Below are 14804 nucleotides of genomic sequence, written 5' to 3'. Positions count from 1 at the left end.
CGACCCTACAGTCGCGCCTGACCAATGCCCAGATGCCAAAATGATTATGCCGTCATGCGAATTTGATCCGTGTGCGCCATGCCGAACGACCGGTCGAACCAAAGCCGCGAGAGATCGCAGGATATCCCCGCACGACGGGCGACGCGTAACTTTGCATCCTGACTGAAAGACCAGAGGCCAAGGCTGACCTTGTTGCGGCCAGTCCCCTCGGACCCGAGAATTTCAGGCGATGCCCCGATCACCCTATAGATCCGCTCCATCCGCAGATCAAAAACGCCGAGGAAATGCTTGATCCCAAAGCGGCTCATGATCTCGCCGCCGGCAAGCATCAGGGCTGCAGCAACCCGCGGTTCGGCGTCACGGGACAGGCAAAATCGCGTGCATTCCCATATCAACGGGCTCGAAATCGTGCTACCGCCTGTCAGGTGTCCGAAAACTTCATTGGCCATCACCCGGCCGGTTGTCGGCAGAAAGCGCATCGATCCGCCGTGACGACCGTTTGCGTTTTCCCAGATAACATAAAGCGGGTTCAGCTCGTCGTAACCGTCGCGTTCCTCACCCTGCTCATCCACATCCACATCCCATTCAAGGCGCGTGCGAAACTGGTCCGCACGGTCCTGAAACATGCTGTGAGCAAGTTTCTGGTACTTGTGAAGATCATGTCCGTAAACATAGCGCAGCATTGTTAAGTCCCCTGTCTGGCTGTCCGATGCCGAAAGGGTAACGAAACCTTGGTTAATGCCCGCTGGCCGAAACGTGCGTTTTGTTAATCATGCGCCTTTTCAAATCCGCCGACGTATAACATCGGCGGATCCGGTTGATGAACTAGCCAAAGAATTCAGACGACAATAAGTCCGCAACCAATGGCCCTTGCTACGGCGTGAGTGGTGTTCATTGCCCCAAGTTTGAAACGGGCGCTTTCGATGTAGACCCGCAGCGTGTGTTCCGAAATCGAGAGCGCATGCGCCACCTGCGGTCGGCTGTACCCCATGGCCAGCAATGTCATCGCGTCGATTTCCCGCGGCGACAAGGCACGTGACTGCTCCAACCTCCTGTCCGCTTCGAATTCAAGTGCCTTCCGGTTAAAGTAATGCGCGATCAGAATAAGATCTCGCCCGTTCTGCTCGATAAATTCCGCCCAGGTCCCGTCATCGCAGGTATGGCTTGCCGTAAAGAGCGCAAATTGCCCCTGTGGCCCCCTTACAGGTATCGAGTACCCCTGATTGCCTACTCCGAAAGTTTGCGCGTCCGCGAAAAATTGCCTTGCCTGTTTCGAAGACCAGTCGAGCCTCTTCCAGTCGACCGGGTGAAAGCGCTGGTAACACCCGATGATAACCGGATCGACCCTGAGATAATTCTTCTCCGCATAGTGGTCGATCCATTTGAGTGGATAGGTCCCGCACCCATACTGCTCTCCGGCGCTGTCGACCCAGTGATAAACCATATGATCGATGCCAAAGACCCGTCGGAGCGAGACGATGGCTTTCTGCAGCCCCTCAAGCTCTTCTGTTTTCTCCAGACCGGCGAGAATCTGGTCCAATTCGGCTCGGTTCACCATTGATGTGTACGCGCGTCTCTTTTTCCTTCGACGCCAGTTCGGACGCGGCAATCATTGTCGTGTCGTCAAGCTGTTCAGCCAGAGCCGCCAATTCGTTCGCTACCGCAAATGTTTTGAGGTCCGCCAGTACGTCGAGTATCCATTCATTCTGCATCTTCAACCTCGCCTTTGGGGAGTTAACAAAAGATTAAACTGAATATAGCACTTCCAAATTTCTCAGAAAATTCGCCGATTCCAGTTCCCCATAAATAGCGAGGTCCGGATTTATAAACCGTTGATGCAACTTGTGCGTGTTCTCTTGACAAAGTTGCGCCCGCGAATCACGGGGATCCGGCGGGCGCATGGATTGTTCTTTGTCGGGCTGGAATCAGGACTTGTGGTCAAGAACCTCTTCCAAAGTGCGCAGACCTGTCCTTGGTGACTGGACCAGAACAGACATGTTCCCCGGTTTATGCTCGTTGCGCATCATCTTCATATGCGCCTGCGGCAGGTCCGCCCAGGTAAAGACTTCGGACATACAGGGATCTAGGCGACGCTCGAGCATCAGCTTGTTGGCCGCGCTCGCCTGCTTGAGATGCGCAAAGTGGCTGCCCTGCAGGCGTTTCTGGTGCATCCACATGTAGCGCACGTCGAATGTCAGGTTGAACCCCGAGGTACCGGCGCAGATCACGACCATACCGCCTTTTTTCACCACGAAGGTGGACACGGGGAAGGTGGCTTCGCCCGGATGCTCGAACACCATGTCGACATTGATGCCCTTGCCGGTGATGTCCCAGATCGCCTTTCCGAAACGGCGCGCTTCCTTGAACCACTCTGCATATTCGGGCGTGTTCACCGTGGGAAGCTGACCCCAGCAGTTGAAATCCTTGCGGTTGATGACACCCTTGGCACCGATATCCAGCACGAACTGGCGCTTGGATTCATCCGAGATCACGCCAATGGCGTTGGCACCCGCCGTGTTGATCAGCTGGATCGCGTAAGAGCCAAGACCACCTGACGCGCCCCAGACCAGAACATTCTGACCGGGCTTGAGATCGTGCGGCTCATGACCAAAGAGCATACGATAGGCGGTGGCCAGGGTCAGCGTGTAGCAGGCCGACTCTTCCCATGTCAGATGCTTGGGACGCGGCATAAGCTGCTGTGACTGCACACGGGTGAACTGGGCAAAGGAACCGTCCGGTGTTTCATAGCCCCAGATCCGCTGGCTGGGCGAATACATCGGATCGCCGCCGTTGCATTCCTCGTCATCGCCGTCGTCCTGATTGCAATGGATGACAACCTCGTCGCCAACCTTCCAGCGCGTAACCTTGTCGCCCACGGCCCAGACGATGCCCGAGGCATCGGAACCCGCGATATGAAAGGGCTGCTTGTGGCCGTCAAAGGGGCTGATCGGCTTGCCGAGCGCCGCCCAGACGCCGTTATAGTTCACGCCGGCGGCCATCACGAGCACGAGCACATCGTGGCTGTCGAGCTGCGGTACGTCCACGACTTCTTCCAGCATGGCCGTATCCGGCTCGCCGTGCCGCTCTTTGCGGATCGCCCAAGCGTACATCTGCTTGGGGACATAGCCGAGCGGAGGGATTTCACCCATTTCGTACAGGTCTTTTTCTGGCGCTTCATAGGGCGCGATATCGGCGTGGGTATCCAATGCCATGTCGTCCTCCGTACATATCGAGCTTGCCGCGATGCGGAATCGGCGGCGTCTCACAGTCGAATATGATCTACCACGCAATATTGCAATATGTTTGCGCCAGATATTGAAACTTTATGACCCAGCGGATGCAGAAATTTACTTTGCGCCCGCAGAATAATCGAGAGCTTCCAAAGGCATGAGATGACCGATGGAGTTCGCGTAAAACTGCAACAGATCCTCTTGTCCGGCGCGCACACTGTACTTCCCGTTATCGTCCAGGGTCAGAATTTTGCGCCGGGTTAGGTTGTCGAGGCCGGCTTCGGCCGCGTAGCCGCGACTGTCCCGGGGCAGATGAAGGTTCGACCGTCCGAGAACGCGCGCGACATCACCCATTGCGATTTCGAGCCCGGGCCGGGTGATGCTGCCCTTTTCCCGGATGATCCAGCAGATCAGCGGCACCGGTAGAACCGGGACGATGGCACCGATCCTTTGCATCAACTCATCTGCCAGCTCTTCAAGGTCGATCAATTCCGCCTCGCCTGAAAAACTGCGCAACGACAGAGGTTCCCCGAAACTGACCGCCGCCGAACCGAAACGGCGATACCGCCCGGTCAACCGCAGCCAGACTTGCCGGAGCACGTTCCGCATCGCCACCCAAAGACCGGCGCGGAACCGGTGCCCCTTGCGATTTGCCGCCGCGATAAGGGTCCGGTCTTCCAGAACACGGTCGTAATTCAGCGAGACGGGGACAAAAACCACGTCCCTGCTCTCGGGTCCGAAGCCATCGGTGATATACTTGAGCAACCCAAGCTTTGGCGAGGACAGCGCACCGGTTCGCGAAAGCCCGCCCTCCGGGAACATCGCCTGTGTCACGCCCGCCGACGTTGCAAGCTGTACATAGCGGGCCAGAACCATCCGATAGAGATCATTGCTGGAAGCGCGGCGAATAAAATACGCCCCCATCGCCCGGATAAGCCAGGAAAGCGGCCAGATCCGCGCCCATTCCCCGACCGCGTAGGACAGCGCCGACCGCTCGGCCGCAAGGTATGTCACCAGCACATAATCCATGTTCGAGCGATGGTTCATCACAAAAACCACCGTCGCATCCGGGTCGATATCCCCAAGAGGGCCGGCATTGTAATGGCCCAGGCGGACGTGAAACAGAGCGTTGCTCAGCCAGCGCGCCGCGCGGATCGCAAAGCCGAAATAGGCTGTTGCTGAAAAGGCTGGCACGATTTCACGCGCATATCTGCGGGCCTTTTCAGCGGCAACATTCTCGGGAATGCCCTCTTCTGCCGCATGGGCCGTGACCGCCCGCAATACATCGGGATCGTAAGTCAGGCGCTGAATCATGTCATAGCGGCGTGCGAGCTTGAATGGCTGGATCGGTCTTTCCAGCCGTTGGTTCAAACGCGCCACCGCTCTTTCCAGTCGCAACCGGAAAAACCAGCGCACCGAGGGAAACAGAAAATGCGATGCAAACGTCACCGCCGCAAAGAGCAGGATCAGGATGAACAGCCAAAGCGGCAGACTGACGGTGGTAGACATAGGAAATTCTTGCCGTTCCCCTTCGCATCGGTAAACAGGTTTTAGTTTAAGGAAACGGATTAGCCGGGCGTCAGATGCCGTTGCGACACGCGCCCAAGGGCCAAAAGGCAGGCAATCAGGAATTTCGACGAGCCGGTGCGAGGAAATTTAACTAACGCAGGAATACACTTGCCAATTTCAATCAATACTGCGGATTCATTTTTGCAGTCTCCACCCGGCGCCCTATCTTCCAGCACAGCTTTTGAAGTCGAACCAATCGACGGGATGCCGCAGCGCGGCGAATTGACATAAGTCGAAAATTTCTGTTTAGACGGTTTTGACGCAACATTATTACTCACCCGACTCGCGAGGCACTTCATGACCCAGACTGAAAAAGACCGTCCTTGGCTGATCCGGACTTATGCGGGCCACTCCACCGCCAAAGCATCGAACGCCCTTTACCGCGGCAATCTCGCAAAGGGACAGACCGGCCTGTCAGTTGCTTTCGACCTTCCGACGCAGACGGGCTATGACAGCGATCATGTTCTTGCTCGGGGCGAAGTGGGTAAAGTGGGCGTTCCCGTCGCTCATCTCGGCGACATGCGCACGCTTTTCGATTCCATTCCTCTGGAACAAATGAACACCTCGATGACAATCAATGCCACCGCCCCGTGGCTGCTGGCGCTGTATATTGCCGTGGCAGAGGAACAAGGCGCGGATATCTCCAAGCTGCAGGGAACCGTGCAGAACGATATCATCAAGGAATATCTGTCGCGCGGCACTTACATATGCCCGCCGAAACCGTCGCTGAAACTGATCACCGATGTCGCGGCCTATTGTTATCGGAATGTTCCGAAATGGAATCCGATGAACGTTTGTTCTTATCATCTGCAAGAGGCGGGCGCGACGCCGGAGCAGGAATTGGCCTTTGCGCTGGCCACCGCACAGGCCGTTCTTGACGGAATGAGGGAAATCGTTCCCGAAGAAGATTTCCCTACGGTTGTCGGGCGCATTTCGTTTTTCGTGAATGCCGGGATTCGGTTCGTCACCGAAATGTGCAAGATGCGAGCTTTCGTGGACCTCTGGGATGAAATCTGCCTGACGCGATATGGCGTCACGAATCCCAAACTGCGGCGATTCCGATATGGGGTTCAAGTTAATTCGCTCGGGTTGACGGAACAACAACCAGAAAACAACGTCTATCGAATACTGATCGAAATGCTTGCGGTGACATTGTCCAAAAACGCGCGCGCCCGCGCGGTGCAATTGCCAGCGTGGAACGAAGCATTAGGTCTGCCGCGTCCTTGGGACCAGCAGTGGTCTATGCGAATGCAGCAAATTCTCGCCTATGAGACAGATCTTCTCGAATACGACGATTTATTCGACAATAACCCCGCAATTGACGCGAAAGTTGCCGAATTGAAGAAGAACGCTCGTGCTGAATTGGACAATCTCGAAGGCATGGGCGGCGCGATCTCCTCGATCGAATACATGAAATCGCGTCTCGTCGACTCCAACTCGGACCGGCTGAACCGGATCGAATCCGGCATGACAACGGTCGTTGGCGTCAACAAGTTCACCACAAGCGAGCCTTCCCCGCTCATGAGCGAGGACGGCGGGATCATGACCGTCGATCCAGCTACCGAACAGGACCAGATCGATCGGCTGAATGATTGGCGTGAAACCCGTGACGAGAACGCTGTGAAGAGCGCTCTTGAAGGCCTCAGGGCGGCTGCGAAATCTGGCGCGAATATCATGGAACCCTCTATTATCGCAGCCAAAGCTGGCGTTACCACTGGCGAATGGGCGGAAGAGATGCGCCGGGCCTTTGGCACCTACCGCGGACCCACTGGGGTCTCTGCGTCGCCCTCCAACAAGACCGAAGGGCTGGATGAAATCCGCGCGGCCGTGGATGCGATCAGCGACACGCTCGGGCGCCGCCTCAAATTTCTTGTGGGTAAACCCGGCCTCGACGGACATTCAAACGGCGCCGAGCAAATCGCCGTTCGAGCCCGCGACAGTGGCATGGATATCACCTATGACGGCATCAGAATGACGCCGGAGGAAATAGTTGACGCTGCGTCAACTCAGGATGCGCACGTAATTGGCTTATCAATTCTGTCAGGAAGCCATCTTCCTTTGGTTGAGGATGTAATTGAGCGGCTCAAAGCCAAACAAATGAGCCACATTCCTGTGATCGTGGGCGGCATTATCCCCGATGAGGATGCCGAGAAACTTATCAAAATGGGAGTTTCAAAAGTTTATACGCCCAAGAATTTCGAGCTGAATACAATCATGATGGATATTGTTGGCTTGGTTAACCATTCGTTAATTGCGGCATAATATTTCTTAGATCGTAAAAAAAGACGTGTATCCCGCGATTGAACGTTATATTAACGTCATATGTGTCAAGTATTGACGCCAATTAGCGTCAATACAGAGTTAAGGATGGTTACATGGCTATTGATCTAACGACGATGTCGCGCAAGGAACTTTTGAAATTGCGCGATGATGTCGAGAAGGAATTGACGCTTGTTGAAGAGCGCGAACGCAAAGAGGCACTGAAAGCAGCCCAGGATGTGGCAGCTCAATACGGCTATTCCCTTTCGGAACTCGCCGAAGCGGCTGGCAAAAAAGGCCGCGGCAAAGGCAAACGTTCCAAAACCGGGCCGAAATACCGCAACCCGGATGATGCCGAACAGACATGGTCGGGACTAGGCCGGAAGCCGCAATGGTTCCATGATGCGCTTGCAAATGGTGTCGACATGAAAGACCTTGAAATCTGATAATAATATTCGGATTTCGAAATGACGATACACATCGGCGCTCAACCGGGCGATATTGCACAGACAGTGCTGTTGCCCGGCGATCCTTACAGGGCCAAATGGGCAGCCAGCACGTTTCTTGACGATGCGCGCCTGGTAAATGATGTGCGGGGTATGCTGGGTTATACCGGCACCTGGAAAGGGAACCCCGTCACCATACAGGGAAGCGGCATGGGAATGCCTTCCCTGTCAATCTACGTAAATGAACTCATCCGCGACTATGACGCTAAGACCCTGATCAGGATCGGGTCCTGCGGCGCTATGCAGAATTCGGTGAAGGTTCGCGATGTCATTATTGCAATGACGGCCAGCACGATAAGCACGCCGTCACGCGGAATCTTCCGCGAATTGCAGTTCGCGCCCTGCGCTGACTGGTCCCTTCTGTCAGCCGCAGCCAAGGCTGCCGAGGCCAAGGGCACCCGCACCCATGTAGGCGGCATTTATTCTTCTGACACATTCTACGACGAGAGACCGGACTTGAATGAGGAAATGACCCGCCACGGTATTCTCGGCGTCGAAATGGAAGCGGCGGAGCTGTACACGCTCGCAGCGCGCTACGGACGGCGCGCCTTGGCGGTGCTTACGGTTTCCGACCATCTTCTGACCGGTGACGCGCTGCCCTCGGATCAGCGTGAGACCAGCTTTGGCGATATGGTCGAGATCGCCCTGCAATCAGCGTTTGAATAAAAAACAGCGACCCAAATGGGTCGCTGTCATCACGAGCATTTATTGCCGATCAGGATTTCGACTTGCGGCGTCGCATCGCTGCCAACCCGCCGAAACCAGCCAGCATCAGCCAACCTGCCGCCGGAAGAGGCACTTGAGCTCCCGGGTTCGGGTTGCCCGGGCTTTCGCCCGCTGTCGTAATCACCGACTTGGCGAGGGTCACGATCCAGCCAGCGGTCAGCACGTCGATGTCCATCCAGAGTTTCAGACCGGTCTCGACATCGTCGTAGAGTGCCGTATCAAGGGTAAACTCGGTGAAAGAATAGGCGTTATCCTGACCGGTCAGCGCCCCGATCAGCAGCCACTCACCAGCTCCGCCATTACCCGCAGCGTCATACCCGAAGATATTGTCAACTTCACAGGGACCACTGCCGCAAGCGTCATCAACGTCATAATTCGAGACGTTCAATTTGATTTCGCTAGAGGAACTCGCCCCTGGAATGGCATCATGCATCCAGCCCCAGTCCTCACCTGAGCCCCGGTAATACGGGCTATCGGTTGGCGAATTGCCGGGCGGGATGAAATAGTTGGAGTTCGAACTCGACCCACCGAAGTCGACCAGAGCGGCCGCGTCCGTGTAGTCGTAAGTATCGACTGCGGCGCTTGCCATGCCTGCCGACAATGTCGTGGCCAGGAGGGCAGCTAGAGTTACTTTGAACTTCATCATATTAAAACTCCGAAAACGTACAATATTAGGTCACAAGCACGCGCAGCTTGCCTTATTTTTGCCTGAATTCAAAATAGTTTCCCGCGTTCAGACATAGCACAGAGCGTTCACACAACCCTGAGGGAAAAATAAAAACAATGATTTCAAGCTGTTGACGAAAAATAGGGTAATAAGTTTTTTCTTGCCCCCGCTCGGCCCTGCCCTCGCGAAGCTAACAATTCAAAGCAAATTTGAATCAGAACCCGATTTTAAGACCAAATGTGGGCGCTAACTGATTCCGTGACCGCCCTCATAGGCGCTTGGCGCAGGTTGCTCCCAACCAGCCAAGTCATTGGCAGCCGGAGCAAATATCTCGACATGTAGAGGATGGCACGCTGCGGTGTCGCTTGAATGTTCCGCGCTGCAATCTCCGCCGGGACAGGCGCTGAGCGATCCGATCAGATCGATCTCGGCAAAGAATTCCAGGTAATCGCCGGGCCGCACCGGGCTGGCTTTCATGAAGTACTGGCCAGTATCCCGGGTGAACCCCGTACACATGAAAACGTTCAGCACATCGTGCACGTGGGTCTCTGCGACCTCCGGGGGCATATCCAGAAAGGCCGACAGACTGCGCGTCAGGTTCGAATGGCAGCAGTGATGATAAGAGTTCCCGGACAGCAGAACGCCGGTATAGGGGTCGCAACGCGTTCCGATCACATCATGAACAGAACCACCGAACTGATCGATACCGTACCAGTCCAGCGTGTCCTCGATGATCGTCGCCATCGGTCGCATGTGCGGAAAGCTCGACCAAAGACGATCCCCGGTGCTGACATGCGTGCCGTGCAGCGCGCGGGTCTTGCCGGAATAGAACCTTTCCGAAAGGTCATTCGCGTTCCAGAGGTTGAGATCGCCGACCTGCGGCCCCTCCACCGAAGAGATCCGAAAGAAGTGCCCAGCAGGAACCCGAAAGCAGCGCGCGTCCCGCGGCGGCACCAGAACTTCGCCCGTTGACACAGCCCCTGCCCTTGCCGCGATATAAAGCGCGAGGTCGGGCTTCGGCACGGTCTCGGTCGGGTAACAGATCACCGGCGCAATCGCGCGGCGGGCCTCTGCATCATCAGGTATATCATTCATGCCAGCAGGTTGCGTCGAAACAGCCGGCACCGCAAGCCCGTCACGTTTTCATGCAGGTTTGCGGCGGTTTGCCCGTGTCGCTCATGACTTCGGCACCGCAGGCCACGCAGCGGAAAAAACTTTGCTCTTCCGTGTCGCGCCGCTTGTCCATGCGCCACCGGCAACTGCGGGTTTCGGGGCGCGAATAAATCATTATCAGAACAAGGGCGACGATAAAGATAATGGGATAGATCATGTCCTTTCCTATCCCCTTTCCTGCCCGAATTGCAAAACCTGGATCAGGCAACTTCGGCGTAATCGAACAGGTCAGGCTCGCGTGTTTCAGCCTCGGCTTTCTCGACCGGGGTGAAATAGCCCCAGGTATCTTCAAGCAATGCGAGCGCACGTTGGGCGGGGGTTTGGTTCTGATGGTCTTCCAGCATGGGAGTCTCTCCTAGACGTATTTTCCTCCCTGCCCCCGATGTAATCCTACAGCGTGCGAATGACCTCCGATGATACCGAAAACACGCCATGCAATTGGCGCAAAGCTTACCCGAGGTTAGTTCAGTCGCCAGACCTGCAAGGTGTCTGTATCGACCACCCAATCCACTATTAGCGTCGGGCAGCAGCGCGGATCATTTGGCCCCGGCATCGTCGTCTTGAGCCGCACCTGACCGGGGTAGAAATTCGCCTCGCGCGGGCTGGTGCCGAAAACCTCGACAGGGCCGGTAAAATGCCATCCATCGGGTTTACGCCGGAAAAGCCCGACATTCAGCATTGTCGCGTTGCCGCCGTCGCGGTTGTCAAAGTAATGAAAGATCAGTGCGGTTTCCGCGACGCCGGGGTCGGGATTATCCGAAAACAGGATCGGGGCGCTGTCGCCGGGCCGGACATCCAGCACCTGTGCGGTCAGCGGAGAGATAAAGCTCCAGTCCTGCGCGAGAGCAGGACCGGAAAAAAGGGAGAACGCCAGCAAAAGTCCTGCCAGCGTTCCCCGCGTCAACATCAGACGGCGCGCTCCACCATCATCTTTTTGATCTCTGCGATGGCCTTGGCCGGGTTCAGCCCTTTGGGGCAGGTCTTGGCGCAGTTCATGATCGTGTGGCACCGATACAGCTTGAACGGGTCTTCCAGCCCGTCCAGACGCTCGCCCGTGGCCTCATCGCGGCTGTCGATGATCCAGCGATAGGCGTGCAGCAGCGCTGCTGGCCCAAGGAAACGGTCGCCATTCCACCAGTAGCTCGGGCAGGCGGTCGAGCACGAGGCGCACATCACGCATTCATACAACCCGTCGAGCTTCTTACGGTCCTCGATGGACTGCCGCCACTCTTTCGCGGGGCGGTTCGTCTTTGTTTCGAGCCACGGCATGATGCTGGCGTGCTGGGCATAGAAATGCGTCAGGTCCGGGATCAGGTCGCGCACCACCGGCATATGCGGCAGCGGATAGATCTTTACGTCGCCTTTCACCTCGTCCAATCCGTAGATACAGGCCAGCGTGTTGATCCCGTCGATGTTCATCGCGCAGGAGCCGCAGATACCTTCGCGGCAGGACCGGCGGAAGGTCAGCGTCGGGTCGATCTCGTTCTTGATCTTGATGAGCGCGTCCAGAACCATCGGGCCGCACTTGTCCATATCAAGGAAATAGGTGTCGACCCGCGGGTTTTCCCCGTCATCGGGCGACCAGCGATAGATGTCGAACTTGCGCACGTTCGTCGCGCCCTGAGGCTTGGGCCATGTCTTGCCCTTTTTCATGCGCGAATTCTTGGGAAGTGTCAGTTGTACCATGTCCTACAAACCTTTCGCACGTACGCAGGCGTTGGCTTTATCCGCCTGAGCCTGTGTCACCGTGTCCGACGCTTCAACCTCTGCCGAGAGGGCGCCAGCGCTGTTCCTCACCAGATTGGTGGTAACCGGGCCGCTGATGCCCGCCTCGGCAACGCAGGCACGGAATGCGGCTGCTTTTGCTTCGCTTTCCGGCGAAGAGCCACAGGCCGAAACAATACCAGCCAGCACGAATGCGCCAAGAAGAGAAACGCGTTTTGTATCAAGAACCAGAGATTGGATCTTCATCAGAATGTCCTTTCTTTGGGTGCGATCTTTTTCAGCGAGATGCCGCCTTCGGCCTCGGTGCTGAGCGGATCCTTGATCACGTCGCGGTAGGTCAGCTTGACGTTTTTGCCGTCGAGATGCGCAATCGTGTGCACCCGCCAGTTTTCGTCGTCGCGGGCTGTGAAATCCTCATGCGCATGGGCGCCGCGGCTTTCCTTGCGGGCCTCGGCCCCGGCGATGGTCGCCAGCGCGTTTGGCATCAGGTTCGTCAGCTCCAGCGTTTCCATCAGGTCCGAGTTCCAGACAAGGCTACGGTCCGTGACCTTGATATCGTTCAGCTTCGCCGCGATGGCATCCATCTTCTCGACGCCTTCGGACAGCGTTTTCGAGGTCCGGAACACCGCCGCATCCGCCTGCATCGTCCGCTGCATCTCAAGCCGCAGCTCTGCCGTCGGCACGGCGCCATCGGCGTTGCGGAAATGATCGAACCGATCAAAGGCCGCATCCACGCTCGCCTGATTCAGCACCGGGTTCTTGCTCGATGGATCGACGACCTTACCGGCCCGTATCGCAGCCGCGCGGCCGAACACCACAAGGTCGATCAGCGAGTTCGAGCCGAGACGGTTCGCGCCATGCACGCTGGCACATCCCGCCTCACCTACGGCCATCAGACCCGGCACAATGGCGTTCTTGTCACTTTCGGTCGGGTTCAGCACTTCGCCCCAGTAGTTGGTTGGAATGCCGCCCATGTTATAGTGCACGGTGGGCAGAACCGGGATCGGTTCCTTGGTCACATCGACACCGGCAAAGATCTTGGCCGATTCCGAGATACCCGGCAGCCGTTCCGCCAGCGCTTCGGCAGGCAGGTGGCTCAGGTTCAGGTGGATGTGGTCGCCATGTTCGCCAACGCCCCGGCCTTCGCGGATCTCCATCGTCATCGAACGCGAGACATAATCGCGCGGCGCAAGATCCTTGTAGGTGGGCGCATAGCGTTCCATGAAACGCTCGCCTTCCGAGTTGGTCAGATAGCCGCCTTCGCCACGAGCACCTTCGGTAATCAGGCAGCCCGAACCGTAGATGCCGGTCGGGTGGAACTGCACGAACTCCATGTCCTGCAGCGCAAGACCGGCGCGCGCCACCATGCCGCCACCGTCACCTGTGCAGGTATGGGCCGAGGTCGCGCTGAAATAGGCTCGGCCATAGCCGCCGGTCGCCAGCACAACCATTTTGGCGTTGAAGACATGCATCGTGCCATCGTCGAGCTTCCAGCAGACGACGCCCTGACACTGCCCGTCCTCGGACATGATCAGGTCGATGGCGAAATACTCGACGTAGAATTCCGCTTTTTGCTTCAGGCTCTGGCCGTAAAGCGTGTGCAGGATCGCGTGGCCGGTCCGGTCTGCCGCCGCACAGGTCCGTTGCACCGGGGGGCCTTCGCCGAATTCGGTGGTGTGGCCGCCGAACGGGCGCTGGTAGATTTTGCCTTCTTCGGTACGCGAGAACGGCACACCGTAATGTTCCAGTTCATACACCGCCTTGGGCGCTTCGCGGGCGAGGTATTCCATCGCATCCGTGTCGCCCAGCCAGTCCGAGCCCTTGACGGTGTCATACATGTGCCACTGCCAGTTGTCCGGACCCATGTTGGACAGCGAAGCGGCGATCCCGCCCTGCGCCGCAACCGTGTGCGAACGCGTCGGGAAAACCTTGGTCACGCAGGCGGTGCGCAGCCCCTGCTCGGCCATGCCAAGCGTCGCACGCAAGCCCGCGCCACCGGCGCCGACAACTACGACGTCATATTCATGCGTCTCGTATTCGTATGCGGCCATTTTAGTCTCCTTACAGGGCGAGCTTGATCAGCGCATAGACGGACACTGCGATGATGGCATAGGCCACGCAGGTAACGGCGATGATCGTAATGCGGCCCGTGAAGCCGTGAACATAGTCCTCGATCGCCATCTGGGCGCCGGACTTAAAGTGAAGCATCCCGACCCAGATCGTCAGCGCGGCGACGATGGCGGGGAACGGACGGCTGTAATAGGCGGTGACCTCTTCATAGGTGCCGCCCAGCGCCGAGCCAAAGGTAAAGACGAACAGCGGAACCAGAATGATCAGCGCAATCGAGCTGATCTGCATGTGCCAGTGATGTTCGGTGCCGGATTTGGCCGAACCAAGGCCAACGGCGCGCTTGCGGTCGGTAAGATAACGCATCTGGGCCTCCTTAAACGATGATGACGGTCAAGAGCGTGAGAACAACGGATCCGCCAATGACCACCCAGCCCAGCTTGTCGGCGGTTTCCATCTCAAGGCACAGCCCCTGATCCCAGATCAGGTGCCGGAGACCCGCCAGCGAATGGTACCAAAGCCCCAGCACCGAGAAGAACATGATGACATCGCCGATAAACGACGTGACGAACCAGTCAGCCCGATTAAAAGCGGTCTCGGACGTGGCGGCGGCGATCAGCCACCAGGCGATCATCAGCGCGGCTACGATCATCGCATTTCCGGTGATACGGGTCAGGATGGAAGTGACAGAGTTGAGCTGAGGCCTGTAGTATTTCCCCAACATAAAGGGTGACAGCGGGCGATTGCCCCGATTGACATCGGCCATCTTGGCTCCTTTCAGGTTGGCTGCCCCCGTTAATAATGGATTTTTGCGCCGTGTCACGCGGCTGCATCCATAAAAGGCGCGGTTTTTTGGCGCGGCTGGCAATGTTTCCACATTTT

Annotated in this window: 18 protein-coding genes; 3 read left to right on the top strand and 15 right to left on the bottom strand. The window is 57.1% G+C overall.

Annotated elements, in window-relative coordinates; genetic code table 11:
- Positions 1-44: 44 nt before the first annotated feature.
- The 5 genes from ACU0FH_RS07520 to ACU0FH_RS07500 all read right to left on the bottom strand — a co-directional run bounded on the left by ACU0FH_RS07520 (position 45) and on the right by ACU0FH_RS07500 (position 4739).
- Positions 45-683, bottom strand: coding sequence for an acyl-homoserine-lactone synthase (locus ACU0FH_RS07520; RefSeq protein ID WP_446194042.1), 639 nt, complete (start codon positions 681-683; stop codon positions 45-47).
- 155 nt (positions 684-838) lie between these two features.
- A complete protein-coding gene (locus ACU0FH_RS07515) occupies positions 839-1558 on the bottom strand; it encodes a helix-turn-helix transcriptional regulator (RefSeq protein ID WP_446194041.1) in 720 nt (239 codons plus the stop codon).
- Entirely contained in the window at positions 1497-1712 is a 216-nt protein-coding gene (locus ACU0FH_RS07510) for a hypothetical protein (RefSeq protein WP_238371144.1), read from the bottom strand. Before ACU0FH_RS07510 ends, ACU0FH_RS07515 begins: the two co-directional genes overlap by 62 nt.
- Before the next feature lie 213 nt (positions 1713-1925).
- Positions 1926-3212 carry a crotonyl-CoA carboxylase/reductase gene (gene ccrA, locus ACU0FH_RS07505; RefSeq protein WP_446194040.1) on the bottom strand — a complete coding sequence of 429 codons (1287 nt, stop codon included), beginning with the start codon at positions 3210-3212 and terminating at the stop codon, positions 1926-1928.
- 135 nt (positions 3213-3347) lie between these two features.
- Positions 3348-4739 carry a 1-acyl-sn-glycerol-3-phosphate acyltransferase gene (locus ACU0FH_RS07500; protein ID WP_446194039.1) on the bottom strand — a complete coding sequence of 464 codons (1392 nt, stop codon included), beginning with the start codon at positions 4737-4739 and terminating at the stop codon, positions 3348-3350.
- A 357-nt stretch (positions 4740-5096) separates the two neighbouring features.
- Here ACU0FH_RS07500 and ACU0FH_RS07495 point away from each other — a divergent pair, with 357 nt between their 5' ends.
- From ACU0FH_RS07495 to deoD, 3 genes are all read left to right on the top strand, one after another.
- Positions 5097-7061: a protein meaA gene (locus ACU0FH_RS07495; protein WP_446194038.1), complete on the top strand. Its 1965-nt coding sequence runs from the start codon at positions 5097-5099 to the stop codon at positions 7059-7061.
- A gap of 113 nt (positions 7062-7174) precedes the next feature.
- Positions 7175-7504, top strand: coding sequence for an H-NS histone family protein (locus ACU0FH_RS07490; RefSeq protein ID WP_088634068.1), 330 nt, complete (start codon positions 7175-7177; stop codon positions 7502-7504).
- Between the two features lie 21 nt (positions 7505-7525).
- Positions 7526-8230, top strand: a complete 705-nt coding sequence (gene deoD / locus ACU0FH_RS07485) for a purine-nucleoside phosphorylase (protein WP_446194037.1) — start codon at positions 7526-7528, stop codon at positions 8228-8230.
- Between the two features lie 49 nt (positions 8231-8279).
- On the opposite strand, the gene ACU0FH_RS07480 is transcribed toward deoD, so the two are convergent.
- The 10 genes from ACU0FH_RS07480 to sdhC all read right to left on the bottom strand — a co-directional run bounded on the left by ACU0FH_RS07480 (position 8280) and on the right by sdhC (position 14688).
- Complete coding sequence (locus ACU0FH_RS07480; RefSeq protein ID WP_446194036.1) at positions 8280-8936, bottom strand: VPLPA-CTERM sorting domain-containing protein; 657 nt, start codon at positions 8934-8936, stop codon at positions 8280-8282.
- A gap of 267 nt (positions 8937-9203) precedes the next feature.
- Positions 9204-10052: an urea carboxylase-associated family protein gene (locus ACU0FH_RS07475; RefSeq protein WP_446194035.1), complete on the bottom strand. Its 849-nt coding sequence runs from the start codon at positions 10050-10052 to the stop codon at positions 9204-9206.
- A 40-nt stretch (positions 10053-10092) separates the two neighbouring features.
- On the bottom strand, positions 10093-10287 hold the full coding sequence (locus tag ACU0FH_RS07470) for a hypothetical protein (protein ID WP_446194034.1): 195 nt from the start codon (positions 10285-10287) through the stop codon (positions 10093-10095).
- Positions 10288-10330: 43 nt separating this feature from the next.
- Positions 10331-10474 carry a hypothetical protein gene (locus ACU0FH_RS07465; RefSeq protein ID WP_446194033.1) on the bottom strand — a complete coding sequence of 48 codons (144 nt, stop codon included), beginning with the start codon at positions 10472-10474 and terminating at the stop codon, positions 10331-10333.
- Positions 10475-10590: 116 nt separating this feature from the next.
- On the bottom strand, positions 10591-11037 hold the full coding sequence (locus tag ACU0FH_RS07460; RefSeq protein ID WP_446194032.1) for a hypothetical protein: 447 nt from the start codon (positions 11035-11037) through the stop codon (positions 10591-10593).
- On the bottom strand, positions 11037-11816 hold the full coding sequence (locus ACU0FH_RS07455) for a succinate dehydrogenase iron-sulfur subunit (protein ID WP_238371000.1): 780 nt from the start codon (positions 11814-11816) through the stop codon (positions 11037-11039). The genes ACU0FH_RS07460 and ACU0FH_RS07455 overlap by 1 nt, the downstream gene beginning before the upstream one ends.
- A gap of 3 nt (positions 11817-11819) precedes the next feature.
- On the bottom strand, positions 11820-12101 hold the full coding sequence (locus ACU0FH_RS07450; protein ID WP_446194031.1) for a hypothetical protein: 282 nt from the start codon (positions 12099-12101) through the stop codon (positions 11820-11822).
- Positions 12101-13906, bottom strand: coding sequence for a succinate dehydrogenase flavoprotein subunit (gene sdhA / locus ACU0FH_RS07445; protein ID WP_446194030.1), 1806 nt, complete (start codon positions 13904-13906; stop codon positions 12101-12103). The genes ACU0FH_RS07450 and sdhA overlap by 1 nt, the downstream gene beginning before the upstream one ends.
- A 10-nt stretch (positions 13907-13916) precedes the next feature.
- A complete protein-coding gene (gene sdhD / locus ACU0FH_RS07440; protein WP_088634076.1) occupies positions 13917-14288 on the bottom strand; it encodes a succinate dehydrogenase, hydrophobic membrane anchor protein in 372 nt (123 codons plus the stop codon).
- 10 nt (positions 14289-14298) lie between these two features.
- Positions 14299-14688 carry a succinate dehydrogenase, cytochrome b556 subunit gene (gene sdhC, locus ACU0FH_RS07435; RefSeq protein ID WP_446194029.1) on the bottom strand — a complete coding sequence of 130 codons (390 nt, stop codon included), beginning with the start codon at positions 14686-14688 and terminating at the stop codon, positions 14299-14301.
- Positions 14689-14804: the final 116 nt, after the last annotated feature.

This window comes from Heliomarina sp. (assembly GCF_052826185.1).
This window is presented reverse-complemented; position numbering and strand designations above follow the sequence as displayed.